Source organism: Pseudoflavonifractor phocaeensis, assembly GCF_016901735.1.
In the GTDB taxonomy this organism is placed as follows: Bacteria; Bacillota; Clostridia; order Oscillospirales; family Oscillospiraceae; genus Pseudoflavonifractor_A.
The window spans coordinates 1-26,623 of sequence record NZ_JACLZC010000043.1; the positions used below are offsets into that span (position 1 = coordinate 1).

The 26,623-nt window shown below is 62.7% G+C and carries 21 protein-coding genes, 1 tRNA gene and 1 pseudogene; 6 read left to right on the plus strand and 17 right to left on the minus strand.

The genetic code is table 11. The features are described 5' to 3' along the window. Positions 1-174 precede the first annotated feature (174 nt). Together secG and H7U37_RS09930 are read right to left on the minus strand one after the other, a co-directional pair. Positions 175-411, minus strand: a complete 237-nt coding sequence (secG, locus tag H7U37_RS09925) for a preprotein translocase subunit SecG (protein WP_204875468.1) — start codon at positions 409-411, stop codon at positions 175-177. Between the two features lie 150 nt (positions 412-561). Further along, a complete protein-coding gene (locus tag H7U37_RS09930) occupies positions 562-1,929 on the minus strand; it encodes an MATE family efflux transporter (protein WP_204875469.1) in 1,368 nt (455 codons plus the stop codon). A gap of 245 nt (positions 1,930-2,174) precedes the next feature. Between H7U37_RS09930 and H7U37_RS09935 the strand changes: the two genes are divergently transcribed. Next, the gene (locus H7U37_RS09935; RefSeq protein WP_204875470.1) at positions 2,175-3,008 is read left to right on the plus strand and encodes a leucine-rich repeat domain-containing protein; all 834 of its coding nucleotides are present in this window, start codon (positions 2,175-2,177) and stop codon (positions 3,006-3,008) included. Positions 3,009-3,014: 6 nt separating this feature from the next. Here H7U37_RS09935 and H7U37_RS09940 read toward each other — a convergent pair whose 3' ends face one another. Then, positions 3,015-4,355 carry an amidohydrolase family protein gene (locus tag H7U37_RS09940; RefSeq protein WP_204875471.1) on the minus strand — a complete coding sequence of 447 codons (1,341 nt, stop codon included), beginning with the start codon at positions 4,353-4,355 and terminating at the stop codon, positions 3,015-3,017. 106 nt (positions 4,356-4,461) lie between these two features. On the opposite strand from H7U37_RS09940, the gene H7U37_RS09945 reads away from it, so the two are divergent. Further along, on the plus strand, positions 4,462-5,907 hold the full coding sequence (locus H7U37_RS09945; protein WP_204875472.1) for a glycosyltransferase family 39 protein: 1,446 nt from the start codon (positions 4,462-4,464) through the stop codon (positions 5,905-5,907). 62 nt (positions 5,908-5,969) lie between these two features. Here the strand turns inward: H7U37_RS09945 and H7U37_RS09950 are convergent, their stop codons facing one another. The 4 genes from H7U37_RS09950 to H7U37_RS09965 all read right to left on the minus strand — a co-directional run bounded on the left by H7U37_RS09950 (position 5,970) and on the right by H7U37_RS09965 (position 10,663). Then, positions 5,970-6,629, minus strand: coding sequence for a YczE/YyaS/YitT family protein (locus H7U37_RS09950; protein WP_338049819.1), 660 nt, complete (start codon positions 6,627-6,629; stop codon positions 5,970-5,972). After that, complete coding sequence (locus H7U37_RS09955) at positions 6,626-8,860, minus strand: alpha-galactosidase (RefSeq protein ID WP_204875473.1); 2,235 nt, start codon at positions 8,858-8,860, stop codon at positions 6,626-6,628. Before H7U37_RS09955 ends, H7U37_RS09950 begins: the two co-directional genes overlap by 4 nt. A 131-nt stretch (positions 8,861-8,991) precedes the next feature. Next, a complete protein-coding gene (locus H7U37_RS09960) occupies positions 8,992-10,455 on the minus strand; it encodes a DUF6056 family protein (protein WP_204875474.1) in 1,464 nt (487 codons plus the stop codon). 131 nt (positions 10,456-10,586) lie between these two features. Next, a tRNA-Arg gene (locus H7U37_RS09965) sits at positions 10,587-10,663 on the minus strand. A 131-nt stretch (positions 10,664-10,794) separates the two neighbouring features. On the opposite strand from H7U37_RS09965, the gene H7U37_RS09970 reads away from it, so the two are divergent. Beyond that, a complete protein-coding gene (locus H7U37_RS09970) occupies positions 10,795-11,145 on the plus strand; it encodes an arsenate reductase family protein (RefSeq protein WP_204875475.1) in 351 nt (116 codons plus the stop codon). A 392-nt stretch (positions 11,146-11,537) separates the two neighbouring features. On the opposite strand, the gene H7U37_RS09975 is transcribed toward H7U37_RS09970, so the two are convergent. Both H7U37_RS09975 and H7U37_RS09980 read right to left on the minus strand, forming a co-directional pair. Continuing rightward, complete coding sequence (locus tag H7U37_RS09975) at positions 11,538-12,854, minus strand: sodium-dependent transporter (protein WP_204875476.1); 1,317 nt, start codon at positions 12,852-12,854, stop codon at positions 11,538-11,540. Positions 12,855-12,945: 91 nt separating this feature from the next. After that, a complete protein-coding gene (locus H7U37_RS09980) occupies positions 12,946-14,073 on the minus strand; it encodes a P1 family peptidase (RefSeq protein WP_204875477.1) in 1,128 nt (375 codons plus the stop codon). A gap of 189 nt (positions 14,074-14,262) precedes the next feature. Between H7U37_RS09980 and H7U37_RS09985 the strand changes: the two genes are divergently transcribed. Beyond that, positions 14,263-16,749, plus strand: a complete 2,487-nt coding sequence (locus H7U37_RS09985; protein WP_204875478.1) for an ATP-dependent helicase — start codon at positions 14,263-14,265, stop codon at positions 16,747-16,749. On the opposite strand, the gene H7U37_RS09990 is transcribed toward H7U37_RS09985, so the two are convergent. Further along, positions 16,746-17,372 carry an HAD family hydrolase gene (locus tag H7U37_RS09990; RefSeq protein ID WP_204875479.1) on the minus strand — a complete coding sequence of 209 codons (627 nt, stop codon included), beginning with the start codon at positions 17,370-17,372 and terminating at the stop codon, positions 16,746-16,748. The genes H7U37_RS09985 and H7U37_RS09990 overlap by 4 nt on opposite strands. Before the next feature lie 102 nt (positions 17,373-17,474). Here H7U37_RS09990 and H7U37_RS09995 point away from each other — a divergent pair, with 102 nt between their 5' ends. Then, on the plus strand, positions 17,475-18,371 hold the full coding sequence (locus H7U37_RS09995; RefSeq protein WP_204875487.1) for a DMT family transporter: 897 nt from the start codon (positions 17,475-17,477) through the stop codon (positions 18,369-18,371). 56 nt (positions 18,372-18,427) lie between these two features. Here H7U37_RS09995 and H7U37_RS10000 read toward each other — a convergent pair whose 3' ends face one another. From H7U37_RS10000 to H7U37_RS10030, 7 genes are all read right to left on the minus strand, one after another. Next, positions 18,428-18,637, minus strand: a complete 210-nt coding sequence (locus H7U37_RS10000; RefSeq protein WP_204875480.1) for a hypothetical protein — start codon at positions 18,635-18,637, stop codon at positions 18,428-18,430. A 31-nt stretch (positions 18,638-18,668) separates the two neighbouring features. Then, positions 18,669-19,853, minus strand: a complete 1,185-nt coding sequence (locus H7U37_RS10005) for a nucleoside recognition domain-containing protein (protein ID WP_243413573.1) — start codon at positions 19,851-19,853, stop codon at positions 18,669-18,671. Positions 19,854-19,908: 55 nt separating this feature from the next. Further along, positions 19,909-20,349, minus strand: a complete 441-nt coding sequence (locus H7U37_RS10010) for an RrF2 family transcriptional regulator (protein WP_204875481.1) — start codon at positions 20,347-20,349, stop codon at positions 19,909-19,911. A 135-nt stretch (positions 20,350-20,484) separates the two neighbouring features. Further along, positions 20,485-22,341, minus strand: coding sequence for an S-layer homology domain-containing protein (locus H7U37_RS10015; protein ID WP_204875482.1), 1,857 nt, complete (start codon positions 22,339-22,341; stop codon positions 20,485-20,487). 14 nt (positions 22,342-22,355) lie between these two features. Then, positions 22,356-23,561, minus strand: coding sequence for an ABC transporter permease (locus tag H7U37_RS10020; RefSeq protein WP_204875483.1), 1,206 nt, complete (start codon positions 23,559-23,561; stop codon positions 22,356-22,358). Beyond that, positions 23,558-24,328, minus strand: a complete 771-nt coding sequence (locus H7U37_RS10025; RefSeq protein WP_204875484.1) for an ABC transporter ATP-binding protein — start codon at positions 24,326-24,328, stop codon at positions 23,558-23,560. Before H7U37_RS10025 ends, H7U37_RS10020 begins: the two co-directional genes overlap by 4 nt. A 4-nt stretch (positions 24,329-24,332) precedes the next feature. Further along, positions 24,333-26,057 (minus strand): efflux RND transporter periplasmic adaptor subunit, encoded by a 1,725-nt coding sequence (locus tag H7U37_RS10030; protein ID WP_204875485.1) that lies wholly within the window; start codon positions 26,055-26,057, stop codon positions 24,333-24,335. Positions 26,058-26,393: 336 nt separating this feature from the next. Between H7U37_RS10030 and H7U37_RS15775 the strand changes: the two are divergent. Further along, positions 26,394-26,623 (plus strand): annotated as a pseudogene (locus H7U37_RS15775) (M23 family metallopeptidase); the annotation flags it as partial.

Consider the following 26,623-nt stretch of genomic DNA (forward strand, 5'->3'; position numbering starts at 1 on the left):
TTTTCGGAACCGCTCTTGCCTTCCGCCGCTCTGTCCCGCTTTTTTCGTGCCCTCTCGTGAAGCGCTCAGATAGAATACCACCTCCGCCCCCGTTTGTCAACACCTTTTTTCACTTTTTTCCGGGACGCAAAAAGGCGGTCCCTCTTTTCAGAGGAACCGCCCTTTTTGGTTTCATTACAGCAGGCAGGCAACGAGGCTCAGCAGCATGAAGCCGATGGCAACCCACTTGGTCCAGCGGGCCAGCTTCGCGTCCCAGCCTTTGGCCTTGTTCTTGGCCATGAAGGTGTCCGCCACACCGGCGATGGCGCCAGACAGGCCGGCGCTCTTGCCGGACTGAAGGATCACGACACAGATCAGGATGACAGCGAAGATCACCTGGATGACCGTGAGCACAAGTTTCGCGATTTCCATTTTTCCATCTTTCCTTTCCGCCCCACAAAGGGTGCTGATACAAGGGTAACCCCCTGTTGAGCGCAAAGTATCCGCGCTCACGACATGTAACATATATGATAGCACACTCTCCGCTGGATTTCAAGCGGTTTTTGCCCTTTGTCATACCGTTCAGATCACGCTGCGGTTTTTCCATTTGCCTTGGGCAAAACGGATGGTAAAGATGACCGACCGGACGCCCCAGTCAATGATCATGCCGATCCACACCCCCAGCAGCCCCAGGCCCAATCCCCAATCGCAGGCCAGCACATAGCTGGAACCGATGCGGAAGAGAAACATGGAGCCCAGAGAGACCGCCATGGTAAACATCACGTCGCCGGAGGCGCGCAGCGCGTTGGGCAGGGTAAAGGCCATGGGCCAGATGAGCAGGTCAAACACCGCGCACCAGCGCAGCACCTCCGCCGCCATGGCGGTGGCCTCCGGCGTGAGGGCAAAGAGGGTACACAGGGGCTGTGCCAGGAAAAAGAGCAGCACGCTCAGGGAACCCATGGACACATAGACCGTCAGGAGCAGCTTTCTGGTATAGGTCACCGCCTGCTTGGTGTCTCGGGCCCCCATACACTGGCCCACCACTGTAATCATGGCCAGGCCGATGGCTGTACCGGGTACATTGACCACGCCGGCGATGCTGTTGGCAATGGCGTTGGCCGCCACGGCGTTGGTGCCGAAGGTGGTGATGAGGCTGAGCACCAACAGCTTGCCCGCCTGAAAGAGTCCGTTTTCCAGGCCGTTGGGGATGCCGATGGTGAGGATGCGGCGGATCATGTCAAAACGCAGATGGGCATGAAACACCCCGTCGATGCGCAGCACGTTGTCGGGATGGCGGAGGAGCACCAGAATAAAGACCGCGGCCACGATGCGGGAGACCAGGGTACCGATGCCGGCGCCCATGGCCCCCATGTGAAAGCCGTAGATCAGCACCGCATTGACCACCACATTGACCAGGTTGACGATGAGGGAGTTGAACATGGAGACCTTGCTGTTGCCCATGGAACGGAACAGGGCCGCGCCGGCATTGTAGAGAGAGATGAAGGGATAGGCCAGGGCGGTGGTCAGGAAGTAGACCAGGGCGCTGTCCATCACGTCGGGCTCAATGTTGCCGAAGAGCAGGGAGAGCACATGCTGCCGGAACCCCAGCGCCAGCGCCATGAGGAGCATGGCCATGGCAAAGACGGTGTAGAGGAGCTGCCGGGCCGCGGTGCGGGCGTTGTCCTCCTCCCGCCGGCCCAGGTACTGGGAGACCACCACCGCGCCGCCGGTGGACAGGGCGGAAAAGATCTGGATGATAAGCTGGTTGATGTTGTCCACCAGCGAGACGCCGGAGACGGCGGCCTGACCGGCGGTGGTGACCATGACGGTGTCCATCATGCCCACGCTCATGAGCAGAAACTGCTCGATGACCAGGGGAACGATGAGCCGGACCAGGGCTCTGCGGGTAAAAAGGGGCGTTTGTCTTGCCTGTATGGCTGGGGACTCCATAAAAAAGGACCTCCTGTCAGCGTAGGGTCTCGCTGTCGTTTTAGCAAATATTTTAGACTTCCGCTCCCACGGTGACAATGGCGATTCTATACAAATTTATCAAGCAATCTCCCTTCTTTTTCCTTCCAGAAGGGTTTGACAACAATTGACATATCATTTTCTTTTTGCTTCTTGCCCTTCCCCTCCGGCTTTGCTATCCTTATATTGTGCCGAATATGGAGAAAATACGTCAGGAGGCATTTTACATGGGTTCTTTGTGTTGTGATATTTGCGGCAGCACCCTTACCATGCAGGCCGACGGAACAGGCGCCGTTTGTCAAGCCTGCGGGATGCGGTATGGGTTGGACCGTCTCCAGGCCAAGGCCGGCCAGCAGCAGACGCCCAAACCGGCCCCTTCCGGCCGGAAGTCCCAGAACCAGCAAGAGGAGGACGTAGCCGGTTATTATATCCTGGTCAAACAATATTATAACGCCGGAGACTTCCGGTCCGCGCAGATTTTTGTAAACACCATATTGTCTCTCCTGCCCGATCACCCCAGAGTCAAAAAATGGGCGGCTGAGCTGCGGGAGTTGGTGGAGGACTGCCAGATCGAACAGGATGTTTTCGTCAAATACCGGGGTACATCCAAAACATTCCGCGTTCCACCCAGCATTACCAAAATCGCGGACTACGCCTTTCAGAACGCCCCCTGCGCTTCCCTGCTGCTCCCCGACACCATCACCGATATCGGCAGCTTCTCTTTTTACGGCTGTACGGCCCTGCAGGCCATGGTCATCCCCAACCATGTGACCTCCATCGGTACTCTGGCCTTTGGGGAATGCCTGTCCCTTCGCTCCCTGGTCGTCTCGGACAGCGTGCGGACCATTGGAAGCTCGGCCTTTTCGGGGTGCCGAACGCTGGAGTCAGTCAAAATCCCGCCCCGCCTCTACGATCCCGCGCTTTTTCTGGATGTGCTGGGCAATCCCTGTCCGTGGCTCTCCAACCTCTGGCGGGAAAGCGGCCGATGCAAATACTGCGGCGGCCGGCTCAAGGGTCTTTTCTCCCCGTCCTGCGCCAGCTGCGGCAAAAAGCAGGCGTAAGGGTGATTACCGCCGCAGATAGCGCCGGGCCGCCAGGTTGGCCCGTGCAGCCGCCCGGGCCTCGTCGAAGGTGGTGAGCTCCCCCTTCTGCACCACCGCCACGCCGTTGACGATGGTATAATCCACCGGTCCTCCACAGCCCACCGTACACAGCAGGGCCTTGGGGTCAAACTGGGCCCCCACCAGCGCCAGCTTGTCCAGGGAGACGGCGAAGAGATCGGCGGCCATATTGGGGGCCAGCGCCCCCAGGTCGTCCCGCCCCAGCAGCTGGGCCGAGCCCCGGGTGGCCAGCTTCAGCAGCTGGTAGCCGTCCGGCGCCCCTGTTCCGGCGGCGAGCCGGTGGAGGAGATAGGCCGTCCGCAGCTCCTCCAGCAGGTTGGAGGAAGCGCCGTCCGACCCCAGCCCCACCGGAATGCCCAGGCGCAGCATCTCCGGCACCCGGCACACCCCAGAGGCGCGCTGCATATTGGAGACAGGACAGTGGGCCACGCCGGTGCCCGTCTCGGCCAGCAGATGCAGGTCGCTGTCGTTCAGGCGGATGCCGTGGGCGTACCAGACGTCGGTGCCCGTCCAGCCCAGCGTGGCCAGATAGGCCGCCGGACGCATCCCGAACCGCTCCAGGACATACCGCTCCTCGTCTCTGGTCCCGGCCGCATGGGTGTGGAGCCGCACCCCCAACCGCCGGGCCAGGGCGGCGCTCTCCCGCATCAGGTCGGCCGACGCCGAAAAAAGAGAACAGGGCGCCAGCGCCACCTGACGCATGGAAAAGCGGCTCTCGTCGTGCCAAACCTTGACCAGTCGTTCGGAATCGGCTAAAATCTCATCCATGGACTGGACCAGGCTGTCGGGCGGCAGAGCGCCGTCCTTTTCCGACAGGTCCATGGACCCCCGGGCGGCGTGAAAACGCATCCCCGCCAGGGCCGCGGCCCGGAACTGATTGGCCAGCAGGTCGCCCACACCGGCGGGAAAGACATAATGGTGGTCAAGGCAGGTGGTGCAGCCGCTTTTGAGCAGCTCCCCCATCCCGGCCAGGGAGGACCAGTAGACGCTCTCCCCGTCCAGATGCCGCCACATCCCGTACAGCGCCCGCAGCCACGGCAAGAGCCCCATGGACTGCACTTCCGGCAGATTGCGGGAAAAGATCCGGAAGAGGTGATGGTGGGTGTTGATGAGCCCGGGATAGAGGATCAGATCGGAGGCGTCGATGCACTGGTCGGCCTGCATCCGCCGCTCTCCGATGTATTCGATGACGTTGTCCCGGATAAAGAGGTTGGCGTGTTCCCAAAGGGTATCCTTATCGTCGCAGGAGACGATATAGCGGGCGTTCCGGATGAGCAAAGTCGCCATAAGGCAGCCTCCTTTCACCGTACCGTTGTAGTCCTCCTCATGATACCCGATTTTTTCCAAAAGGTCAATTTATGTCGGCCGTTTCTGCGCGATAAGGAGAACCATGATGAAAAAAGAACTCCATTGGACCAGTCGGACAGGGGACTTCTGCGCCCGGTGCACCGCGCTGCTCTGCTTTTTGATCTGGGCGGCGGCGCTGGTGCAGGCGGGCCGGTCGGGCCACGGCCAGGCGCTGGCGGCGGGGCTGCTGCTCTGCCTGCCGGCGGGCTGGCTGATGTTCCGGGCCCTGTCCCGGCTCAAACGGCTGGGCCCCGCCAAGGTCCTGACCCTGCTCACCCTGCTCTGTCTGGTCTGCAAGCTGGCCTGGGTGCTGTGGGCCGTCATCGAGCCGGAGATGGACTATAAAACCTTCTGGGACTCGGCCCAGGCGCTGACCACCCAGGAGGTGCTGCAAGGGGGGCGGTACATCGCCCTCTTCCCCCATATTTTCGGCTACGCCTGGTTCCTCAGCCTGCTGATCGGGATGTTCGGCCCCCTCTCCCTGCTGGCCCCGGTGACCAACGCCCTCCTTTCGGTCTGCGGGGGCCTGCTCCTCTTTTTCCTGGTCAACCGCCGTTTCGGCTTTGAGACGGGCTGCGGCGCGCTGGTGCTCTGGACCCTGTGCCCCTCTCAGACCATCTATAATATGTTCGTCCTCTCCGAGCCCCTTTACACCACCCTGCTGCTGGGCGTCCTGGCGCTGATCGCCCTCTTTGCGGACCGCTGGAAGGACTGGGGTCCGGTCCGCCAGGCGGCGGCGGGGGTGGGAACCGGTCTTTTGCTGGCGGCGGTCAACTTCACCCGCCCGGTGGGAGCCATCATCCTCATCGCCCTGGGGCTGTGGCTGGCGCTGATCCATGCCGACGGCTGGCGCAATCCCCCCTTCCGCCGGAGCTGGCTGCTCTTCTGCGCGGCGCTGGTGGCGGTGTACGCCCTGGCCGGCGGTCTGGGCCGGCAGTACATCGCCGCCCGGCTGGGGGAGGAGCCCTCCGCCACCACCGGCTATAACATCCTGGTGGGGCTCAACCCCGATTCGGGCGGAAAGTGGAACTGGACCGACAGCGACGCCCTCACCCAGGCCAACACCGCCGACCGCTCCGCCCAGGAGGTGCAGGAGGAGATGCTGGAGCTGGCAAAGGACCGGCTTTTCTCCGGCCAGGTGGACCTGCTGGCCCTTCTCCCCCAAAAGCTTGCCACCTTTCTGGGTACGGATGACGCCTGCACCGGCTACGCCGTCAGCGTCCTGCGGCACCGGAACGAATTATCCTTTTTGTGCAACGCCTTCTGGTACGGGGCCATCGGCCTCTCCCTCATCGCCCTGCTCCATGTGGTCCGCACCGGAGAACGAAGCTCCGTCCAGCTGTGTATCCTCTACTGCATCGGCCTGACCATGGCCCAGATGCTGGTAGAGGTCGCGGGTCGTTATCATTATTCTCTATGGATCGTGCTGGCCGTGTTGGCCGCGTGGGGCGCGCGGCTGCTGCCCGTCCCGGGCGGGAAAACGAAGGAATAAACAGCACAAAACCGCCCTCATCCGGCCTTTGCCTGGGATGAGGGCGGTTTTTTGCTTGGAATTCAGAAACGGGGATTCAGCAGGGGCCGGCTGACATGGGCCCGGAAAAACTGGATGATGGGGCCGTTGAAAAAGGCGTTGCACAGGGTGCCGATGCCAATGATCATCCAAAGATCGTCCTTGCCCGCCAGGCAGAAGAGCACTCCCACCGCCACACAGGTGATGTCGCCGGCCACTCTGGCATACTGAAATTTCAGCTTGCCGCCGGTCAGGGTTTCCGCGATGAGGGCCACGCTGTCATAGGGGGCGATGCCCAGCTCCGCGTCCATGTAAAGGGCCACGCCCAGCGCGGCCAGGAGACACCCCGCCGCCAGGGCCGCCACGCGCAGCGGCAGCGTCATGGGGATCTGGAGCCGGTCATTCACCAGCCAGCAAAGGAAGTCGGCGCAGTACCCCACCCCCACCATGTTTACGATGGTGCCCGGGCCGATGCACCGGCGCACGGTGAAAAAGACCGCCACCAGAATCATGGCGTTCATGATGAGCTGCCAGGTGCCGAAGCCCATGTCCAGAAAGCCGCTGATGCCCAGATTCATGCAGGTAAAGGCGTCCACGCCAAAGCCGCTCAGACGGTAGCAGCCCACGGCGATGCTGATGAGCAAAATGCCCAGCACCATCATGGCACACCGTTTGGTCCAGTTCCCGCCGGTCTCCATGGTCATGCCTCCCCTTCCGCCGCGCGGATGAGGTAGAGCCGGGAGTCAAAATCATGGCTCAACACCTCGCCGTCCTCCGCCTGTCCGCAGGCGGCGTCGCTGGTGACCAGACCCGCGTACATCAGCTCGGCTCCGCCGTACCGGCCCTCCAGGCCGCTGACCCGGTATTGGGTCTCCTCGTCCAGCCCCTGGAGGCGCAGCCGGCTGTTGGGGAGGTTGGTGCCGTTGAGGATACGGTACCAGCCCACAATGGCCTCCTTTTTGTCCTCGCTCACCACCATCCACGCCGCAACGTTTCCCTCAAAGGGGCTTTGCAGGCGGTAGAAGGCGCCGAACTGGAGGAGCTGCCGGTGGTCCTTCATAAATTGGATCTGGCGCTTGACCTCCTCCCGCTCCTCTTCGGTCAGGGCGTTCAGGTCCAGCTCATAGCCGAAGGTGCCGAAATAGGCCACGTTGGCCCGGGTGTCCAGGGGCGTCACCCGGTTGACCTGGTGGTTGGGCGCCACCGAAACATGGCTCCCCATGCAGCTGACGGGATAGGCATAGGAGGTGCCGTACTGGATCTTGAGGCGCTCCACCGCGTCGGTATCGTCGCTGGTCCAGCCCTGGGGGGCATAGTAGAGGATGCCTGGGTCGAACCGTCCGCCGCCGCTGGCGCAGGACTCAAAGAGCACATGGGGGAACCGGCTGGTCAGCCGCTCGTACAGGTCATACACCCCCAGGATATAGCGGTGATACACCTCTCCCTGCCGGTCGGCGGGGAGGGCGGCGGAATAACACTCGGTGATGCTGCGGTTCATGTCCCACTTGACATAGGAGATCCTGGCCTCGGACAGGAGCTTGGCCATCTGCTCATAGATGCAGTCCACCACTTCTTTACGGGAAAAATCCAGCACATACTGATAGCGCCCGTGAGAGGTTCTCCGGCCCGGCGTGCGGATGATCCAGTCCGGGTGGGCCCGGTAGAGGTCGGAGTCCTTATTGACCATCTCCGGCTCAAACCACAGCCCGAACCGCATACCCAGGTCCTCGATGCGCCGGGCCAGACCGGCGACGCCGTTTTTCAGCCGCTGGGGATTGGCCACCCAGTCCCCCAGTCCGGCGTGCTCACTGCTCCGCTGGCCGAACCAGCCGTCATCCAGCACGAAGAGCTCCACCCCGCACGCCTTGGCCGTTTGAGCGATGCGGACCAGACGCTCCTCGGTAAAGTCGAAATAGGTGGCCTCCCAGTTGTTGATGAGGATGGGCCGGGGCCGGTCCCGCCAGACGCCCCGGGCCAGCCGCTTTTGGAAGAGCTTGTGGAAGGTCTGGCTCAGGTGGTTGAGGCCCTTTCTCGTATAAACCACCACCGCCTCCGGGGTCTGGAAGGTCTCGCCGGGAGACAGCTTCCAGTCAAAGCCGGCGGGATGAATGCCCATGAGCATCCGGGTGGTGTCGTAGGTGTCCACCTCCGCCTGGGCCAGGAAATTGCCGCTGTAAATGAGGCTGAACCCCAGGGCCTCCCCCTGGAATTCATCCGCTGTGGGCCGTTTGAGCAGTACAAAGGGGTTGTGGTTGTGGGAGGAGTTGCCCCGCAGGCTGCCCACCGACTGGATACCCTGGGTCAGGGGCCTTGTTTTGGGGTAGCGCTCTCTGGCCCAGGCGCCGGAGAACTGCACCCAGTCGTAGGCGCTGTCGGGCAGATCCAGGCAGAGGCTCATGGCGGTGGTGAGGTGCAATGCCTCCCTGCCCCCGTTGCAAAAGCGCACGCTCCTGGCCAGGATGCCGCCGTCCCGGAAGAGGGTATAAAGAAGCTCTGCCTTCAAACCGGTCAGCTCATCCTCCAGCTCCAGCACCAGGGTCTCGGCCTCCTCCGGCTCCTCGGTGTAGGTGGCCGGCAGCCCGGGCAGGGCGGGCTTTCCCTTCTGAACCCGGAAGCCCTGATAACGAAGCTCCGAAATGCGGCTGCCGTTCTCCTGCACCACCTCCACCGCCGGCATACGGTAATCCGTGGTTCCAAACGAGGGGTATTCCTGCCGCAGATGCTCCATAGAAAAGCGCTTGTCAATGTCGAACACGCAGGAGGACATGGGGCGCATATGGTTTTCGATCAGGTAGGAATAGTCCTCCTTCCGGCCGATCCGGGGGCCGAAGTAGACCTGTCCCAGCTGTCCGTTGGGCAGGACCTGCATGGTATAGCTGATGTCATGATTGCAAAGGTGGAAGGTATTGCCCGTCTTACTGACCAAGATGCTCATGACTGCCAACCCTTTCTGTCTGATATGGGAAGCGCCGCGCGTTCCCGGCATTCCTCTCTTTTTATTATACCGGAAATATTTCCTCCGCATAGGCAATCATGTATCCTAAACCAGTTCGGATGTGCTCATTTTCAGCCATTCGCTACCGCGATGGACACCGAGTCTTTTTCCCAATACATGGCCATCACATGGTTTTTCCAGTCGGAGGGGTCGGTGGTGATGTCCTGCTGATAGAGGAGAATGGGCCGGGACCGGATGGCCGGAAAGACGGGGTCGGACACCGCCGGGTCGGTCAAATCCGCCAGGCGCGCGTCCCGCTCCTGGGCATAGGCAGCCGCCACGCCGCTGTTCAGCTCCCGCAGGCAGCCGGCGGTAAAGCCGGTGGGACCGTAAGAAAACAGGCAAAATCCCGCCAGCAGCACCAGCGCCGCCGCCGCTGTTCTTCCCATCCAGGGCCGCGGCTTGGGGAACGCTGGGGTTTGCCTCAAAAACCGCCGGAGCCAGCCCACACAGTACCACTCGCACAGGAGATAGAGCCAGTAGGAGGAAAAATAGACGATGTCCCGCAGGCGCAGGGGTCCGGCGTTGGAGGCGGCATAAAAATGGGGGGTATTCTGGGCCGCGAAGAGGAGAAAGACCGCCGCCGCGAAGAGGCCGGGCAGGGGGAAGGAAAAGCCGCTCTTGCCGCACAGCCGCCAAAGCGGAGGGAGCCAGGCCAGCAGCATCAGGAGGATGGGCCAGTTGGGCCACTCCATCAGATCGGCGGCCGCCTGTCCAATCGCCTCCCAGATGGCCTGCACCGGCGGAGTGGAGGCGACGGTATCCTGCCGGACCTGGTTGCCCGGGGCGGCCATGCTGATGAAGAAGGGGATCACCTCCCCGCACAGCAGCAGGAAGGCGCTCCAACGCGCCCGCTTTTTCCACATGGCATAAAGCCAAAATAAGCCCCCCAGCAGCGCGGAGAGGAGGGCGGAGACATAGTTGGAACCGCCCACCAGAATGCCGCACAAAAGCCCGGGAACCAGAATCGCCGCCCGGTTGGACCTGGGCAGGAAGAGCAGCGCGGCAAAGCGCTCCGCATAAAAGAGGGAGAGGCCATAAAAAAACGTATAGTACACCGAACCGTTCCACCAGTAAACGCTGTTCAGGGGGGAGGGCATAAACTGGGTGGCGCAGATCAGCATGGGAACGGCAATATAGATCACATCCCGCCAGTCTCCCCCCGCCAGGCGGCGGACCAGGGTGTCCGTCAGCTTGACCGTACCGGCGATGAGGCTGGCCAGCATGACCACCGCGGTGATCCCGTAGGCCGTCTCGCCCCAGATGCAGGGGGTCAGAGACATCATCCCCACCGCCGCAAAGCTGCCCTGCCAGCTCTGATAGTAGCCGGAGACGGTGCGCCACACCGCCGCCAGCAGACTTTCCCCGTTTTGAAGGGCGTGATAGGTATAGATCCCGAAGCAATAGTCGTCCGCCGAGCCCCGGGCATAGCGGCTCAGGGCCAGCACAGGGATCAAAAGCAGCAAAAAAGCCAGCAGCAGAAGCAGCGCGCCGCCGCTGCGGAGCCGTTTCCGGCCTTGTTCGTCTAAGTTCATTACAATCTCCTTTCCAGCATAGACGTATCCGTACCGTTTCGCTCTATGATAAAACAATGCGGCGCGGCCTATGATTGCGGCGAATTTCAAAAATAAAAAAGTCCTGCAACCCATTGGTTACAGGACTTTTTTGGCACGCCCGAAGGGACTCGAACCCCCAACATTCAGAACCGGAATCTGACGCTCTATCCAATTGAACTACGGACGCATCTCTACTTTTGAAAGCCTAATTATTATAACAGAGCTTTTTTCATTTGTAAAGAGGCAGGACAAAATTTTTTCTGCTCTTGTCATCCCCATCAAAATCGGATACAGTACCTTCAGAAAGGAGGCATTGCTATGCTATTGATCTGGTACCCCAAATGCTCCACCTGCCGCAAGGCCAAGGCCTGGCTGGATGCCCACGGTCTCTCCTGCGACCTGCGGGACATCAAGGCCCAGCCCCCCACCGCGGCGGAATTGACCGTCTGGCAGAAGGTCAGCGGTCTGCCCCTGCGCCGTTGGTTCAACACCAGCGGACAGGTCTACCGGGCTTTGGATCTGAAAAACCGGCTGGACGGCATGGAAGAGGAAAAACAGCTGGAACTTCTGGCCAGCGACGGCATGCTGGTCAAGCGCCCCGTTTTGGTGGCGGAGGACCGGGTGCTGGTGGGCTTCCGGGAAGCCGACTGGTCTGGGCTGCTGCCCTAACGGTTCCGAGCGGACTGCCGTCTTGTCAGACGGCAGTCCTTTTTCCGGGCGCGGCCCTGCGCGGGCGGCGGGTTCGGCCTCCGCGGCCAGCGCTAGGCCCTTTTCCCGAAAAGGGCCTGGACCAAAAGGGGACAAGGGGACAAGGGGGATACCCCCCTTGTCAATCCCCCAGGTGCGCCGGAACCGCGTTAAAACAATAACCTTGTACCCGCAGTTGGCACCTGATTGATCGATTCAGTTTTGCAGGACTTACCAGTCGGGCGTTAGATAGAAGCTTTCTTTGCCTGCTTTATTTTTTGCAGCTGGTAAAGGGGAAAGGAAGCCCACGGACCGGCGGTCCGGGGGCAAATGAAAGCTTTCTTTGCCTACTTTCTTTCTCGAAAGAAAGTAGGTCAGCCGATGCCGCCGTAGAGGATGCCGAAGAGGACCACCAGGGCGGACAAAATCACATAGGAGTAGCCGATCACCGGGAAGGCCCGGCCCAGAGGACGGGTCCGGCCCCGCTCCAGCTCTTCCTTGAGGAGCCCAATGCCCAGCAGGAAGTAGATAAATACCGCGCACAGCACCGCGCCGAAGGGAGAGACGTAGATGGTCACCGCATCCAGCCAGGCGCCCATCTTGGGCAGGGATTCCAGGAAGAGGGACACGCCGAACACCACCGCCGCGATGATCCACACCGCCCAGGTCCGGGAGAGCTTCAAGCGGCTGGACAGCGCCTCGCTGCAAGCCTCCATCATATTCACCAGTGAGGTGATCCCGGCAAAAAAGACGGAGACAAAGAACAAGATGGCAAACAGCCGTCCGGCGGGCATCTGGGCAAAGACCTGGGGCAGGGTGACGAACATCAGGGAGGGCCCGCTGGTGGGGTCAATGCCGAAGGCAAACACCGCCGGCAGGATGGCAAAGCCGGCCAGCAGGGCGGCAATGGTATCCAGCAGAGCGGTATAGCCCGAATGCTTGATGATGTCCTCGTCCTTTTTCATATAGCTGCCGTAAATGAGCATCCCGGCCCCGTTGATGGACAGGGAGAAAAAGGCCTGTCCCATGGCGTAGATCCAGGTCTTGGGCTGGAGGAGATAGCTCCAGTCGGGCTGGAGGAGATAGGCATAGCCCCCCTCGGAGCCGGGCAGGAAAAAGACCCGGACGGCGATGATGAGAAAGAGAATGAAAAAGGCGGGCATCATAAACTTGCTGATCTTCTCAATGCCGCCCTCCACGCCCAGAATGAGGATGAGGGCGGTGAGGACCACGGCGATCAAATGCCAGGGGACGGAGCCGAACTCCACGGCCAGGGCGTCAAAGTAGGTCTGGGCGTCGCCGGCAAGCACCGAGCCGGTGATGGCGCCGGCGCAGTAGCGCAGCACCCAGCCCACCACCACCGAGTAGCCGATGGCAATGCCCAGCACCCCCAGCAGAGGCAGCAGGCCGATGAGGGCGCCCCCCTTCCAGCCCCGGCGCTTGAAAATGAAGTCAAAGGAACCGGCGGTGCCGGTGCCGGTCATGCGTCCCAGGGCGAACTCCGCCGACAGGCCGGCGTAGCTGAAGAGGGCCACAAAGATAAAATAGGGAATGAGAAAGGCGCCGCCGCCGTACTGGCCCACCCGGTAGGGAAAGAGCCAGATATTGCCCATTCCCACGGCGGACCCTACCGCCGCTAGCACGAAGCCCACCGAGCTTGTAAACTTGGCGGCTTTGTTCTTTTCTGACATGGTTTCTGATTCTCCTTAGATAATGTGATATGTCCAGCGGCGAAATGCCCTGGGCGGCCAACGCAAGATAACAGCGCCCTTCACCAGCGCTTTATGGAAATTCTCTCTCGAGAGATGAAAGCTCTCTTTGCCTACTTTCTCTCCCGAGAGATGAAAGCTCTCTTTGCCTACTTTCTCTCTCGAGAGAAAGTAGGTCGGTGAGGGCGCGGACTGTTTTTCCCGTCCAGCCGGTGACCGTGCGGGCGGTAAACAGGCAGTTGAGCACTGCTTCCTCGGCGCACTCCGCCGCCGCCTGGAAGGGCAGGTCCATGGCGTCCTCCCGGAAGGCAGTGACGGTACGCAGCTTTTCCTGGACCCGGTGATCGTAGGGATTGGCGGTGGAAAAAGCCAAAAAGACCTCGCCGCTGCCGTGGCCGATGTAGGACCCCAGCCGGGCCAGACCCACGCTCACCCGCTTGGCCACCCGTTCCAGCTGCCGGGCGTCCAGGGGCAGGTCGGTGGCCACAATGGCGATGCAGGAGCCCTGATCCTCGGTCTGACCCACCTCCAGCATTTGGGCCAGCGTGGGGCCGATGTGCCGGCCGCCAATGGTGAGGTCCCGCAGGTTGCCGTGGTTGGCCAGCACCAGCACTCCCAGGGTATAGGTCTGCCCATCCACTTCCATCAGACGGGAGGCCGAGCCGATGCCCCCCTTCAGATCGTGGCACACCATGCCCTTGCCGGCCCCCACGTCCCCTTCGTCGAAGTCGGTCCCGGCGGCCTCCATGGCGGCCCGGACGTGGCGCTCCTCCACCGCCCGGCGGCAGATGTCGTTGAGGGTGGCGTCGTTGCACTCGCACACCACCGGATTGACCGAGCGCAGCTCGATCCCCTCCTCCTCGCACCGCTCCGCCAGATAGCCCACCAGAGCGTCGTGGACCTTGCCCACGTTGAGGGTGTTGGTGAGGGCGATGGGGCTCTCCAGGGTGCCCAGCTCCTGGATCTGCACCAGGCCGGCGCTCTTGCCGTAGCCGTTAAGCACAAAGGCGGCGGCGGGCAGCTTGTGGACAAAGGGATTTTCCCCACAGGGGAACAAAACGGTGACGCCGGTCTTGTGGGTATCGGTGTCAATGGTGCAGTGCCCCACGGTGACGCCGGGCACATCGGTGATTTTGTCCCTCGGGCCGGGCGGCAGGGTGCCTACCTGCAAGCCGTACCGGGACGCGCGGATCTGCTCCACGGCAATCGCTCCTCTCTACTGTCGGCAGTATTCCACATTATCGGGGAAATCGGTGGAAAAGTCAAGAGCGCCAGGGAATTCTGCTTTGCTTTGGGAAAGCTTTTGTGGTACAATGAATGGTCCAAAAGAACTGTGCGGAGCGTCGCCGGGCTTTCCCCGCCGCTCCGTGAGAAAGGAAACTGATCGTACATGCTCAACCGTGACGAAGCACTTCGTTTCTGCCGTGCCCGGCGGGCGGCCATCGCCCTGGATTACCAGAATCTCAACCCGGAACAGCAAAAGGCCGTCCTGGCCACCGAAGGCCCCCTGCTGCTGCTGGCCGGGGCGGGCAGCGGCAAGACCACGGTGCTCATCCATCGGGTGGCCAACCTGATCCGCTATGGCCGGGGCTCCGACGCCGACGAGGTCCCCGCCTGGGTCACGCCGGAGGACCTGGCCTTTCTGGAAGCCTACGTCCAGCGCCCCGATCCCGACCAAAAAAGCCAGCAGGAGCGCCTTTGCCGCCTGGACCCGGCGGCGCCCTGGTCCATCCTGGCCATCACCTTCACCAACAAGGCCGCCGGCGAGCTCAAGGACCGGCTGGAACGCCTTCTGGGCCCCCAGGCCAACGACATCTGGGCCTCCACCTTCCACTCGGCCTGCGTGCGCATCCTGCGGCGGGACATCGAGCGTCTGGGCTTTCAGCCCTCCTTTACCATCTACGACACCGCCGACGCCGAGCGGGTCTTAAAGGACATCATCAAGGAATTCAACCTGGACGACAAGACCTTCGCCCCCCGCACCCTCCTGGGCTATATCTCCCGGGCCAAGGACGACATGAAAACCGGCGAGCAGTACCTCCGGCAGTGCGAAAAGAGCGGCGACCTGCGCCTCCAAAAGATCGCCCAGGTGTACGCCGAGTACGAAAAACGGCTGAAAAAAGCCAACGCCCTGGATTTTGACGACATCATCCTCCACACCGTCCGCCTCCTGCTGGACTTTGAGGACGTCCGATCCTACTGGCAGAAGAAATTCCGCTACGTCCTCATCGATGAGTACCAGGACACCAACCACCTCCAGTATCTGCTGGCCTCCACCCTGGCCGGGGGCTATGAAAACATCTGCGTGGTGGGCGACGACGACCAGTCCATCTACCGCTTCCGGGGCGCCACCATCGAGAACATCCTCTCCTTTGAAAGCCAGTACAAGGGCGCCCGGGTCATCCGCCTGGAGCAGAATTACCGCTCCACCAAAAGCATCCTGGAGGCCTCCAACGCGGTGATCCGCAACAACCAGGGCCGCAAGGGCAAGGAGCTCTGGACCCGGCACGACCAGGGGGAGCCGGTCCACTGCTACACCGCCATGAACGAGCACGACGAGGCCCAGTATGTGGCGGCCCAGATCCTGGGGGACGTCTCGGCGGGCAAGGACTGGAAGGACCACGCCGTCCTCTACCGGATGAACGCCCAGTCCAACCAGCTGGAACAGGCTTTTAAGCGCAACGCCATCCCCTACCGCATCATCGGCGGCATCCGCTTTTTCGACCGGGCCGAGATCAAGGACATGCTGGCCTATCTGTGCGTGGTCAACTTCCCCGGCGACGACCTGCGGCTGGGCCGGGTCATCAACAATCCCCCCAGAGGCATCGGCCAAAAGACCATCGACACCGCTCAGGCCCTGGCCGCCCGGGAGGGGGTCCACCTGTGGGACATCGTGAGCAACGCCGGGGCCTATCCCGAGCTCCAGAAGTCCGCGGCCAAACTGGGCCAGTTCGCCGAGCTCATCCGGGACCTGCGGCAGCTCAGCGGCGAGCTGTCCCTGCCGGAGTTTTATGAGGAGGTCCTCAAGCGCACCGGCTATGTGGCCATGCTGGAGCAAAAGCACTCCATCGAGGAGCGCACCCGATTGGAAAACGTCCACGAGCTCTCCTCCTCCATCCAGAACTATCTGGAAAACGCGGTGGAGGAGCCGTCGCTGGCTGGCTTCCTGGACGAGATCGCCCTCTATACCGATCTGGACGCCCAGGATTCCAGCGAAAACTGCGTGGTGCTCATGACCATGCACTCGGCCAAGGGTCTGGAATTCCCGGTGGTCTTTGTGGTGGGGGTGGAAGAGGGCATTTTCCCCGGCATCCGGGCCATCGGCGAGCCGGAGGAGATGGAGGAGGAGCGCCGGCTGTGCTATGTGGCCATGACCCGTGCCAAGGAGCGGCTCCACATGACCTGCGCCAACCAGCGGATGATTTTTGGCCGCACCAGCTCCAACCGTCCCTCCCGCTTTTTGGGCGAGATCCCCGCCGAGCTGGTGGAGCGGGGCGGACATGACCGCCGGGGCGGCGAGAGCGGCGAGCACAAGTGGCAGCCCCCCCAGCGGCGTCAGCGTCCCCGTCCGGTGTACGACCGGGGCTACTCGGTGGGCAGCGGCTATACGGGCTACGCCTCCTCTTCGGGCAGTACCGCCGCCACGGAGCAGGGGGGCGCCCACCGCACCCTGGGCATGAGCCGGCCGGTGGCCGCTCTCCCCTCCTTCCAGAAGGGGGACCGGGTGGTCCACACCGCCTTCGGCCCGGGCCTCATCACCGGCTTTACCCCCATGGGGGGAGACGCCCTCATTGAGATCGCCTTTGACCAGGGGGGCACCAAAAAGCTCATGCTCAAGGCCGCCGCCCAGCACATGACCAAGGAAGAGGCGGATTAAAGCAGGGTCTCAAAGCTTTCGATGTACCGGTCGCAGACCATCTCCATCTCCTCCCGGTGGCCTTCGTAAAAGGGGTCGTACACCCCCACCACCCGGATGCCGGCGGCCTGGGCGGTGCGGCAGGCGGCGGGGGAGTCCTCAAAGAGGGTGCAGTCCCGGGGGGAGACCCCCAGATGGGTCAGCACCGCCTGGAAAAACCGGGGGTCCCGCTTTTCCACCCCCAACTCCTGGGCAAAGAGGATTTGGGGGAAAAACCGGTCCAGTCCGTGGCGCTCCAGCACCGTATGGCAAAGCTCCGGCACGCAGGCGGTGACCAGTGCCATGGACGCTCCCCGGGCGGCGCAGCGCTCCAAAAAGGGCTTGGCCCCCGCCTTCAGGGGGATGCGCTTGCCATATGCCTCCCCGATGAGCTCCATCCACTCGTCCATGATCTGCTGTGGGGTCTCCTTCAGGCCGTAATATGCCTGGGTGAACTGGGCCGCCACGGGGAAGATGGACTGGCCCACCACCCGGTTGTATTCCTCGGTGGGGGTCAGGCCCCGGCGGAAGAGGAAGGTATTGTCCACCTCCACCCAAGCCTGGTTGGAGTCGATGAGGGTCCCGTCCAGATCGAATAACAGCATGTTCAAAACCTCCTGACGCCTGCGCGTCGTTTTGTCATTCTTTTATGATACCACAAAACACTTTCCATGCAAAGGAGCGGATATTCCGTGCACGAAACCCGTATGCGCCGTCTGGCAAAGCCCATGCTTTTCGCCGCGGCCTTTATCTGGGGCTCCTCCTTCTTCATCATGAAGGGGGCGGTGGATGTGATCCCCACCTTTTTCCTCCTGGCCTTCCGGTTCACCGGCGGCGCCGCCCTGCTGGCCCTGATCTGCTGGAAGAAGTGGAAGTCTCTCTTTACCCCGGATTACCTGTGGCGGGGCGCCATCATCGGCGGCTTTCTCTTTCTGGCCTACTCGGTGCAGACCTTCGGGCTTATGGGCACCACGCCCTCCAAAAACGCCTTCTTGACCGCGGTCTACTGCGTGCTGGTTCCCTTTTTCTACTGGGCGGCAGCCAAACGGCGGCCTGACCGGTACAACATCGCCGCGGCGCTGCTGTGCGTGGCCGGGGTGGGGCTGGTCTCCCTCAGCGGCGACCTCACCGTCACCTGGGGCGACGGGCTGACCTTGATCTGCGCCATTTTCTATGCGGCCCACATCGTAGCGGTGTCCAAGGTCTCTCCCGGGAAGGACATCTACTTACTGACCGTCTTTCAGTTCTTCTGGGCGGCGGTGTACGCCTGGATCTGCGGCTTTTTTACCCAAGCTCTCCCCTCGCCCGCGGTTTTCAGCGCCGACCTGCTCATCCAGATGGGCTATCTCATCGTCATGGCCACCACCGTGGCCCTTCTCTTCCAGAACGTGGGGCAGGTGTGGTCCGATCCCGCCTCGGCGTCGGTGATTTTGTCGCTGGAGTCGGTGTTCGGCGTTTTGTGCTCGGTGATTTTCTACGGCGACCAGGTCACCCCCCGGCTGCTGCTGGGCTTTGCCCTGATTTTTGTGGCGGTGGTGTGCTCCGAGACCAAATTCTCCTTCCTCCGGCGCAAGCGCTCCGCGCCGGCGGACAATCCCGTTTGATGCAGAAAAACCGGACAGCATACACGCTGTCCGGTTTTTTTATGAGAGCGATTGGGTTAAAGGGTAAAGTCCTCATCCTTCAGGCCGCTGAAGTTGAGGGAGGCGGGACGGGGGGGCACCCGCTTGAGGGGATCGTAGCGAAAGGCGCGGCAGTGGTCGCCCGCGTTGACCACCCCCCGGCGCTTGCAGAGGATGGAATCCCCCTCCAGCTGGGTGCCGCGGGCGCAGTAGAGACAGCGCGGCTCAATATCTTTGCGGAACAGCATGGCGAGACCTCCTTTCCTGATGCAGGATGTATTATATCACCCTTTCCGCCCGGTGACCAGATTTTTTTCCTCCCGTCCACAGGGCCACGCCCAGGAAGAGCAAAAAGGCCAGCCAGGCCCACACGGTGGACCAGGTAAGAGCGGTCTGAAAATCCACCGACGCCAGGTCGGCCACCTGTCCGGCCAGAATGGCGGGCACGCTGCCCAGGGGCAGCACCCGGCTCAGTCCGGCGGTAAAGAGGGCGGCCAGCAGGCCGTGGAGGAATTTTCCCACCAGATAGGTGCGGGGGGAAAGCCCGCTGCCCCCCAGGAAGGAGAGCACCTGGCAGTGGACCGAGAGACCCGCCCAGCCCAGCAAAAAGGCCGCCAGGGTCAGCCGGCCGGAGAGGGCCCCCTCCCCCGCCAGGGCGGATACGCCGGTGGAGACCTCCAAAAGACCGGTCAGCAGCCGCTGAACCCACACCTGGTCCACCCCCAGCGGGGCCAGAAGAAGCCCAACCGCCCCGGAGAGCACCGGCAGCACGCCGGACAACACCAGCAGCCGGATGATGACGGTAAACAGCACCACAAAGGCGCAGATATTGAGCACCGAGGTCAGGCCGGACCCCACCGCCCCGGTGAAGGCGGCGGAAAAGCGCTTGGCCTCCACCTGGGTCCGGCTCCGTCCGGCGGCGCGGCGCTCCTCCCCCCGATAAAAGCGGAACAGCAGACCCACGCACACCGACGCGGCGGCGTGGGCCAGATAGAGCAGCAGTCCCGCCCGGCTGCTGGCAAAAACACCGGTCCCCACCACCCCCAGGATAAAGGCGGGACCGGAGTTGTTGCAAAAGGCCAGCAGCCGCTGGGCCTCGGTTTTGGAACACATGCCCTTGCGGTAGAGCTCGATGGCGGTGCGGGCCCCCACGGGATAGCCCCCCAAAAAGCCCAGCGCCACCGCCGAGGCGCAGCTTCCGCTCACCCGAAAAAGCCGCTCCATCAGCGGCTCCAGCAGACGGCCCAGCGCCCCGGCCAGCCCCAGCTCCACCACCAGCGCCGACAGGACAAAAAAGGGAAAAAGGGAGGGGATGATGACGTTGCCGCACAGCGCCAGACCGCTGCGCGCCGCCTCCATGGCCTCCTGCGGATAGCACAGCAGCGCCGCCGCGCCGCACAGCAGCCCGACGCCCAACAAAAGCTCCCGCACCCACGCGCGGGACAACAGACCGGCCAACGCCATCCCCTCCCCTCACCAGAGAGATATGCGCCGCCGGGGCTCTTTATGCCCTATGCCCTCAGCGCCGCAGACAGCGGCCGGGCATGACCTTCTCCTCGGGCGGCAGCAGGTCGGCCAGGGTCTTGCTGTCCAAAAAATTGGTTATGACCGCGTAAAACTCGCTCCAAAAGGGGAGCGTGGGGCAGCAGGACCGCCGCTCACACTGATTGGGCAGCACCTCCAGGCAGGCGGTGGGAGCCAGCTTGCCCTCGGTGGCCCGCAGGATCTCGCCCACCGTATAGTCCTCCGGCGGCCGGACCAGGCGGTAGCCGCCGCTCTTACCCCGTACGCTCTGAAGAAAACCGGCGCGGCTCAAAAGGGCAATGATCTGTTCCAGATATTTCACCGTGATCCCCTGACGCTGGGCGATTTCATGGAGCGGGATGAGCCCCTCCTCCCGGTGGAGGGCCAGGTCGATCATCACACGCAGGGCATAACGGCCCTTGGTGGAAATTTTCAAAGCATGTCACCTCTGTCTCTATTTCTCTATGACTCCTTGTTCCTATTATACGATAGAAATACTAGGATTTCAACCCCGTTCCAGCACAGCGGCCCCGGCCAGAAAGGCCGGGGCCGTTTTTATGACGAAACTCACTTATTTGGACAAAATCACCCGAATACACCCTCCTTGAGACGGGGCTTTGTCGTAATAGCCGGTGAGAGCGCCGCCGCTCTCCTTCACCCGTTCCAGGCTGGAGGCGTAGTACTTGCCGTTTTTCACCTCATAGACCGCCGCCTTCTCCCACACCGGATAGCTCCGGCCGTCGCTTCCCCGGGCGGTGGTCCCAGTCGCGCTGTCCAAATTCACCGCCGTCAGATTGGCTATGCGGTCCGGAGCGGACAGGGGACCCTTGACCACACAGGGCGCTTTGGACAGGCTGTAGATCACCCCGCTGGTGACCACCTGGGTCTGCGTATCCCCCATCTGCATGGTGTAAACGCCCCGCATGGCGGAGGGTATGGTGGATTCCTGCACCTCGGTCAGGATTCCGTAGGTGTGGAGGTCGCCGGTCACGTCATCCAAAATCAGGGTCTCGATTTGGCCGTCCTGGTCCAGGGCATAGTAGCGCACGTCTCCCCGCTCCAGGGTCACTCCGTCCAGGCGGCTGGGATAGACCCGCTGGGCGGTATTCTCATAGGTGTCCAAAATCTCTGCCCCGTCGGCCAGGTCATAGCCGGCAAGGCGCTGTCCGCCGTCGCTGAACCGGCCCGTCAGAGCGGCGGAGTTCAGCGCGCCGATCTCCAGGTGTCCCTCGCCGGCGGTCACCCGCACCAGGTCGCCCACCTCCAGGCCCTTGACGTCGGAGGGGTACACGGCGGCGGCGCCGGCGGTGGTGGTCAGGATCACGGTCTTACTGGTGTAGGTGTTGCCGTTGGCATCGATATAGGAGGCGGTATCCAGGGCGGTCACCAATCCCACCACCTCCGACGCCACCGTGTCCGCCGGACGGACCGCGGCCACGCCGCCGTTTCTCCCCAGCAGCAGGGTGACCAGGTCTCCCACCCGGAAGCTTCCGCCCACGTCGGAGAGGGTATAGACCGCCTCGCCGGTCTCCAGGGCGTAGGTCTGGCCGGCCACCGTCACCGAGGCGGGCTGGCTGGCGGGCGTGATCTGTTCCAGGGTGCCGGTGACCTTTTTGCTGTAAACCCACAGGGTGCGCATGGACTCCGACCAGTAGACCACGTCCCAGTCCTGCACCGCGGCCAGGGTGGAAAGGGTCCCGTCCCGGTAGACCAGGGCGGCGGCCGGGTCAAAGGGCAGGGTCTCCCGCCAGTTTCCCTCCGCCACCACCGGACCGTCCATGGCCGTGTTGACCAGGGCCACCCGGTCCAGGTTGCCCTGGCTGTCCACCAGGTTGCGGGTGGGCTCCAGGGCGTTGAGGTAGTAAACGCCGCTCTTATTTTTCACCGTCATCAGGTTGTAAAAGAGCCACAGGGCATCCTGCCGGGTCATGGGGTCGTTCTGACCGGCGGCGACGTTCTCGTCCAGCTCCAGGCTGCGGTAGGCCGCCATCTGTCCGGAGGGGTACGCGCCGGGAAAATCGCTGTTCTGGTAGCCCAGGAGGCGGAGCACCATGGTGACCCCCTCGGCCAGGGTGATGGTATTGCCCGGCCGGAAGGTGCCGTCCAGATAGCCGGTGACATAGCCCGCCGTGACCGCCACCTGCACATAGGGCGCCGCCCAGTGGGTACGGGGCACGTCGGGATAGGGGGACACGCTGGCCTCCGCGCCGGCGGCGTCCCGGTAGGGCGAGGCGGCAATGACCAGCTTGGTGAATTCCGCCCGGGTGATGGTCCGTTCCAGCTGAAGGTCGCCGTTTTCGTCGCCCACCATCACGTCCAGGGCGGCCAGCACCTGGGCGGCCTCGGACTGGGCGGCGGCCAGGGAGGCGGGCGCCAGCCCCAACGCCAGAGCCAGGGCCAGCAGACAGGAAATGAGTCGTTTTTTCATACATCTTTCTCCTTTTACTCGTACCTGAGGGCGTCGATGGGGTTGAGCTTGGCGGCCTTGTCGGCGGGCATATAGCCGAAAAAGACACCGATGCCCACCGAGACGCCAAAGGCGGTGAGCACCGAGTCCGCCGCGGGAACGGCGGTAAAGGTGGTGCCCGGACCGGCCAGACTGCTGATGAGCACCCCCGTCACGCCGGCCAGACCCACCCCCAGCAAAATGCCCAGAACGCCGCCGATGGCGGAGGTGGTGCCCGCCTCAATGATAAACTGTGTGCGGATGTTGGCCCGCTTGGCCCCCAGGGATTTGCGGATGCCGATCTCCCGGGTGCGCTCGGTGACCGACACCAGCATGATATTCATGATGCCAATGCCGCCCACCAGCAGGGAGATGGCGGCGATGGCCACCAGCACCACCATCATGGTGTTCATCATGGTATTCATGGCGTCCATCATCTCGGCGGAGGTCATGACGAAGTAGTAGTCCGAGGACTGGAAGGTCTCGTACAGCCGGTTTTCAATGATGGCCTTGGCGGTGGCGGAGCTGTCCTTGCCGGGACAGGTGAAGAGATAGCCGCTGACCATGGCGGTATTGTTGAGCCGCAGGGCGCTGGTATAGGGGATATAGATCCGGTCGTCGCTGCTCCCCTGGCTGGACTGGGAGGAGAGGGGGCTCAGCACCCCCACCACCGTGTAGGGCACGCCGGAGAGGGTGATGGTCTCCCCCACCCCGCCGCCGCCGAAGGCCTCCTGGCTGAGATAGGCCCCGATGACGCACACGTTTTTCGCCCGGTCCACGTCCACATAGCGGAGGTATCGGCCCTGGGCCACCGTCTCGCCGCTCATATTGATGTAATCCTCGCTGACGCCGGTGATGCCGGTCTTTTCATATTCCTGGCTGCCCACCCGCACCACCGCCTGGGCGCTCACCGACGGGGTCACGCCCGAGAGATAGGCGGGATACTGCCGGGCCAGGGCGTACATATCCTCCGGGTCCACGCTGCGGGAGTCCATGCCCACGCCGTAGACCTGGACCTGGATCAGATTGGCCCCCAGCTTTTCAAACTCGTTGTTCATCATCTGCTGCATCCCGTTGCCCAGGCTGGTGATGATGATGACCGCCGCCACGCCGATGATGATGCCCAGCATGGTCAGCAGAGCCCGCATCTTGCTGGTGGCCAGAGATTTCAGGGCCAGACGGAAGGATTGACTTAAATTCATACCTCCACCTCCCGGTCATGGAAAGAGCAGTCCTCCTCCGGAGCGCCGCCGGGCTCCACAGGCTGGACCACCGCCCGCGGGTCGCCGGCGTCGCCGTCATAGATGATGCGCCCGTCCTGTAAGCGGACGATGCGCTTGGCCTGGACGGCGATGGAGTTGTCGTGGGTGATGAGGACCACGGTGTCCCCCTCCTGGTTGAGCTTGCGCAAAAAGGCCAGTACCTCCCGGCCGGTGCGGGAGTCCAGGGCGCCGGTGGGCTCGTCGGCCAGAATCACCGACGGATCGCCGGCCAGGGCCCGGGCGATGGACACCCGCTGCTGCTGGCCGCCGGAGAGCTGGGAGGGCAGATTCTTGCACTTATCGGACAGCCCCACCCGCTCCAGGGACCTTAAGGCCCGCCGGCGGCGCTCTCCCGCCGGGATGCCCGCGTAGAGCAGGGGCAGCTCCACGTTCTCCAGCACGTTGAGCTTGGGAATGAGGTTATACTGCTGAAAAATAAAGCCCAGCATTTTATTGCGGATCTCGGCCTGCTGGTCATCCTCCATGGTGGACACGTCCACGCCCCCCAGATGGTAGGTGCCCGAGGTGGGCACGTCCAGACAGCCGATGATATTCATGGCGGTGGACTTGCCGGAGCCGGACTGACCCACGATGGCCACGAATTCCCCCTCGTCAATGGTCAGATTGACGCCGTCCAGGGCGTGGACGGTCTCGGTTCCCATGCGGTAGATCTTATAGACGTCACGCAGTTCAATGAGATGTGCCATGCGCTCACCCCGTCACCGTCAGCATATTCATCAGCGAGGAGCCGGCCTCCATCTCCACAATGATGGCGTCTCCCTCGCTGAGCCCGCTGACGATCTCCACATACTGGTCGTTGCTCCGTCCCAGCGTAACCTGGCACTTTTCCAGCTTGGAGGGGTCAGCCACGGTGACCCCGTCCTCGGCCAGGGAACCTTCGCCGGGCACCAGCACCACGCCGCCGCTCTCGCCCCGCTCCACCGCGGCGATGGGAACGCACAGGGCCTGGCCCTCGTCCTGCACCACGATCTCGGCCGACACGTTCATGCCGGGCAGCAGTCCGTCGGGGTCGTCCACCTGGACGGTGACGGGATAGCTGGTGGAGCCGTTGGTGGTAATGCCGTTGATGTTGATGGTCTGGACGTGGCCGGTAAAGGTCCGCCCCTCCACCGCCTGGGAGGTGATCTCCACGGTCTGCCCCACCTGGATCTGGCTGATGTCCAGCTCGTTGATGCTCATGTCAAAGGTCAGGGCGGACAGGTCGTAAATGACGGCGGGATAGGTCACGCCGGTGGAGGCGGTGGTGTTGCTCCCGTTGATGTTGTCCCCCACGTCCAGATTCTTTTCGATGACGGTCCCGTCGATGGGAGAGGTGATGGTGTAATCCTCCAGCCGCTTCTGGGCGCTCTCCAGGGAGAGCTGGGCGTTTTCCAGGGCAAGCTGGGCGTTGGAGACGCTGATGCGGGCGTTTTCGATCTGGGCGGCCATATCGGTCTCCTCAAAGGCGGCGATGACCTGATTTTCGGTCACCCGGTCCCCCTCCCTGACGGTGAGGGAGGTCAGCTCTCCCGAGGTTTTGGCCACCACCTGGCTGCTGGCGGCGTAGGCGAAGGACCCGCCGGCGGCGCAGTCCGCCTCTCCCACCGAGGCGGTGCCGGTGGCGCTGTCGGAGAGGGCGCCGGGATTGGTGACCAGAATGGTGACGCTGCGCACCAGAGCGCCGCCGGCCCCCACGCTGTCGGTGGCGGCGATGCTGTCCACCGTGCCGGTGAGGGTCTCGCCGGTGCCGTCCACCCGGACGGCGGCGGACTGCCCCACAGAAAAGCCGGCGGCGTCCACCGCGTGGAAGGAGACGGTAAGCTTCATGTGGTCCCGGTCCAGGATGTCGGCAATGGGACTTCCGGCGGTCACCTGATCCCCCTGGTCCACATAGAGCTTGCTGACCACGCCGGTGTCGGTGGCCTTGACCTGAAGATTTTCTCTGGCGTCGCTCTGGGTGTCCAGCAGCTCCTGGTAGTTGAGCCGGGCGCTCTCCAGGGAGAGCTGGGCGTTGCGCACCGAGATCTCCGCCTGTTCGATGGCGGTCTCGGCGTCGCTGGCGTCGATGCGGTAGAGCACGTCGCCCTTATGTACCGTATCCCCCTCCTGGAACGGCGCTTCCAGGATCTCGCCGCTGATGAGGGTGGTGAGCCGGTAGGCGGCGTTTGGCTCGATGGCGCCCGAGCCGGGCACCCGCAGGCTCATGTCCTGATAGCCCACGTTCTGAACCACATAGGCGCTCTGTCCCACGGTCTGTCCGCCGCCGCTCAGGCAGCCCCGCAGCAAAAGGGCCAGCACCACCGCCACCGCAGCAGCGATGATGAGCCGCTTGACCCATTTTCGTTTCTTTTTGGGCGGTTTGAATTTGGGCGCGCCGGGACTTTCAGGCGCTTGGTTGGCCGTACTGGCGGCCGCGGTCTCTTCCTTTGTCTTCATAGACGTTCTCCTTTTCTTCAAACATCGTGGATGACGCCGATCCGGCGCAGGGTCTCGCCATACGATACCGTTATGATAGAACCACGCCGGGGACCCTGTCAAGAACGGCGGGCACGGATTCAAAATTCGTTCACAAATGCGCCCGTTCTCCCGCCCCTTCCTCTGCCTGCGCGCCGTTTTCCGGCACGGCTATCATACGCCCGCCACTTACAAAGAAGGACAAAAAAAGGATTAAGATTTCCTTAAAAATTGCCGTGTCCCGCTGAAAATTTTTCCCGCCGCCGGTATAAGGACGCCGCCGCCGGTCCAAAATAGGCTCGGAGGTGTTAATCACACATGAAACAACCATTCAAGGAACGTCTGGGCGACTTTATGTCCGGGAAGGGCTTCTACATAGTCCTTCTCCTGTGCGTCGCCGCAATCGGGATCTCGGGCTATTATCTCTACACCACCTTCCAGGCCGGCACGCCGGTCTCCGCGCCGGTGAGCGTCACCGTGACGCCGCCCGCCGTCAGTCAGAGCGCCGTACCGGTGAAACCTACCGTACCCGCCGTGGCCGTCACCCC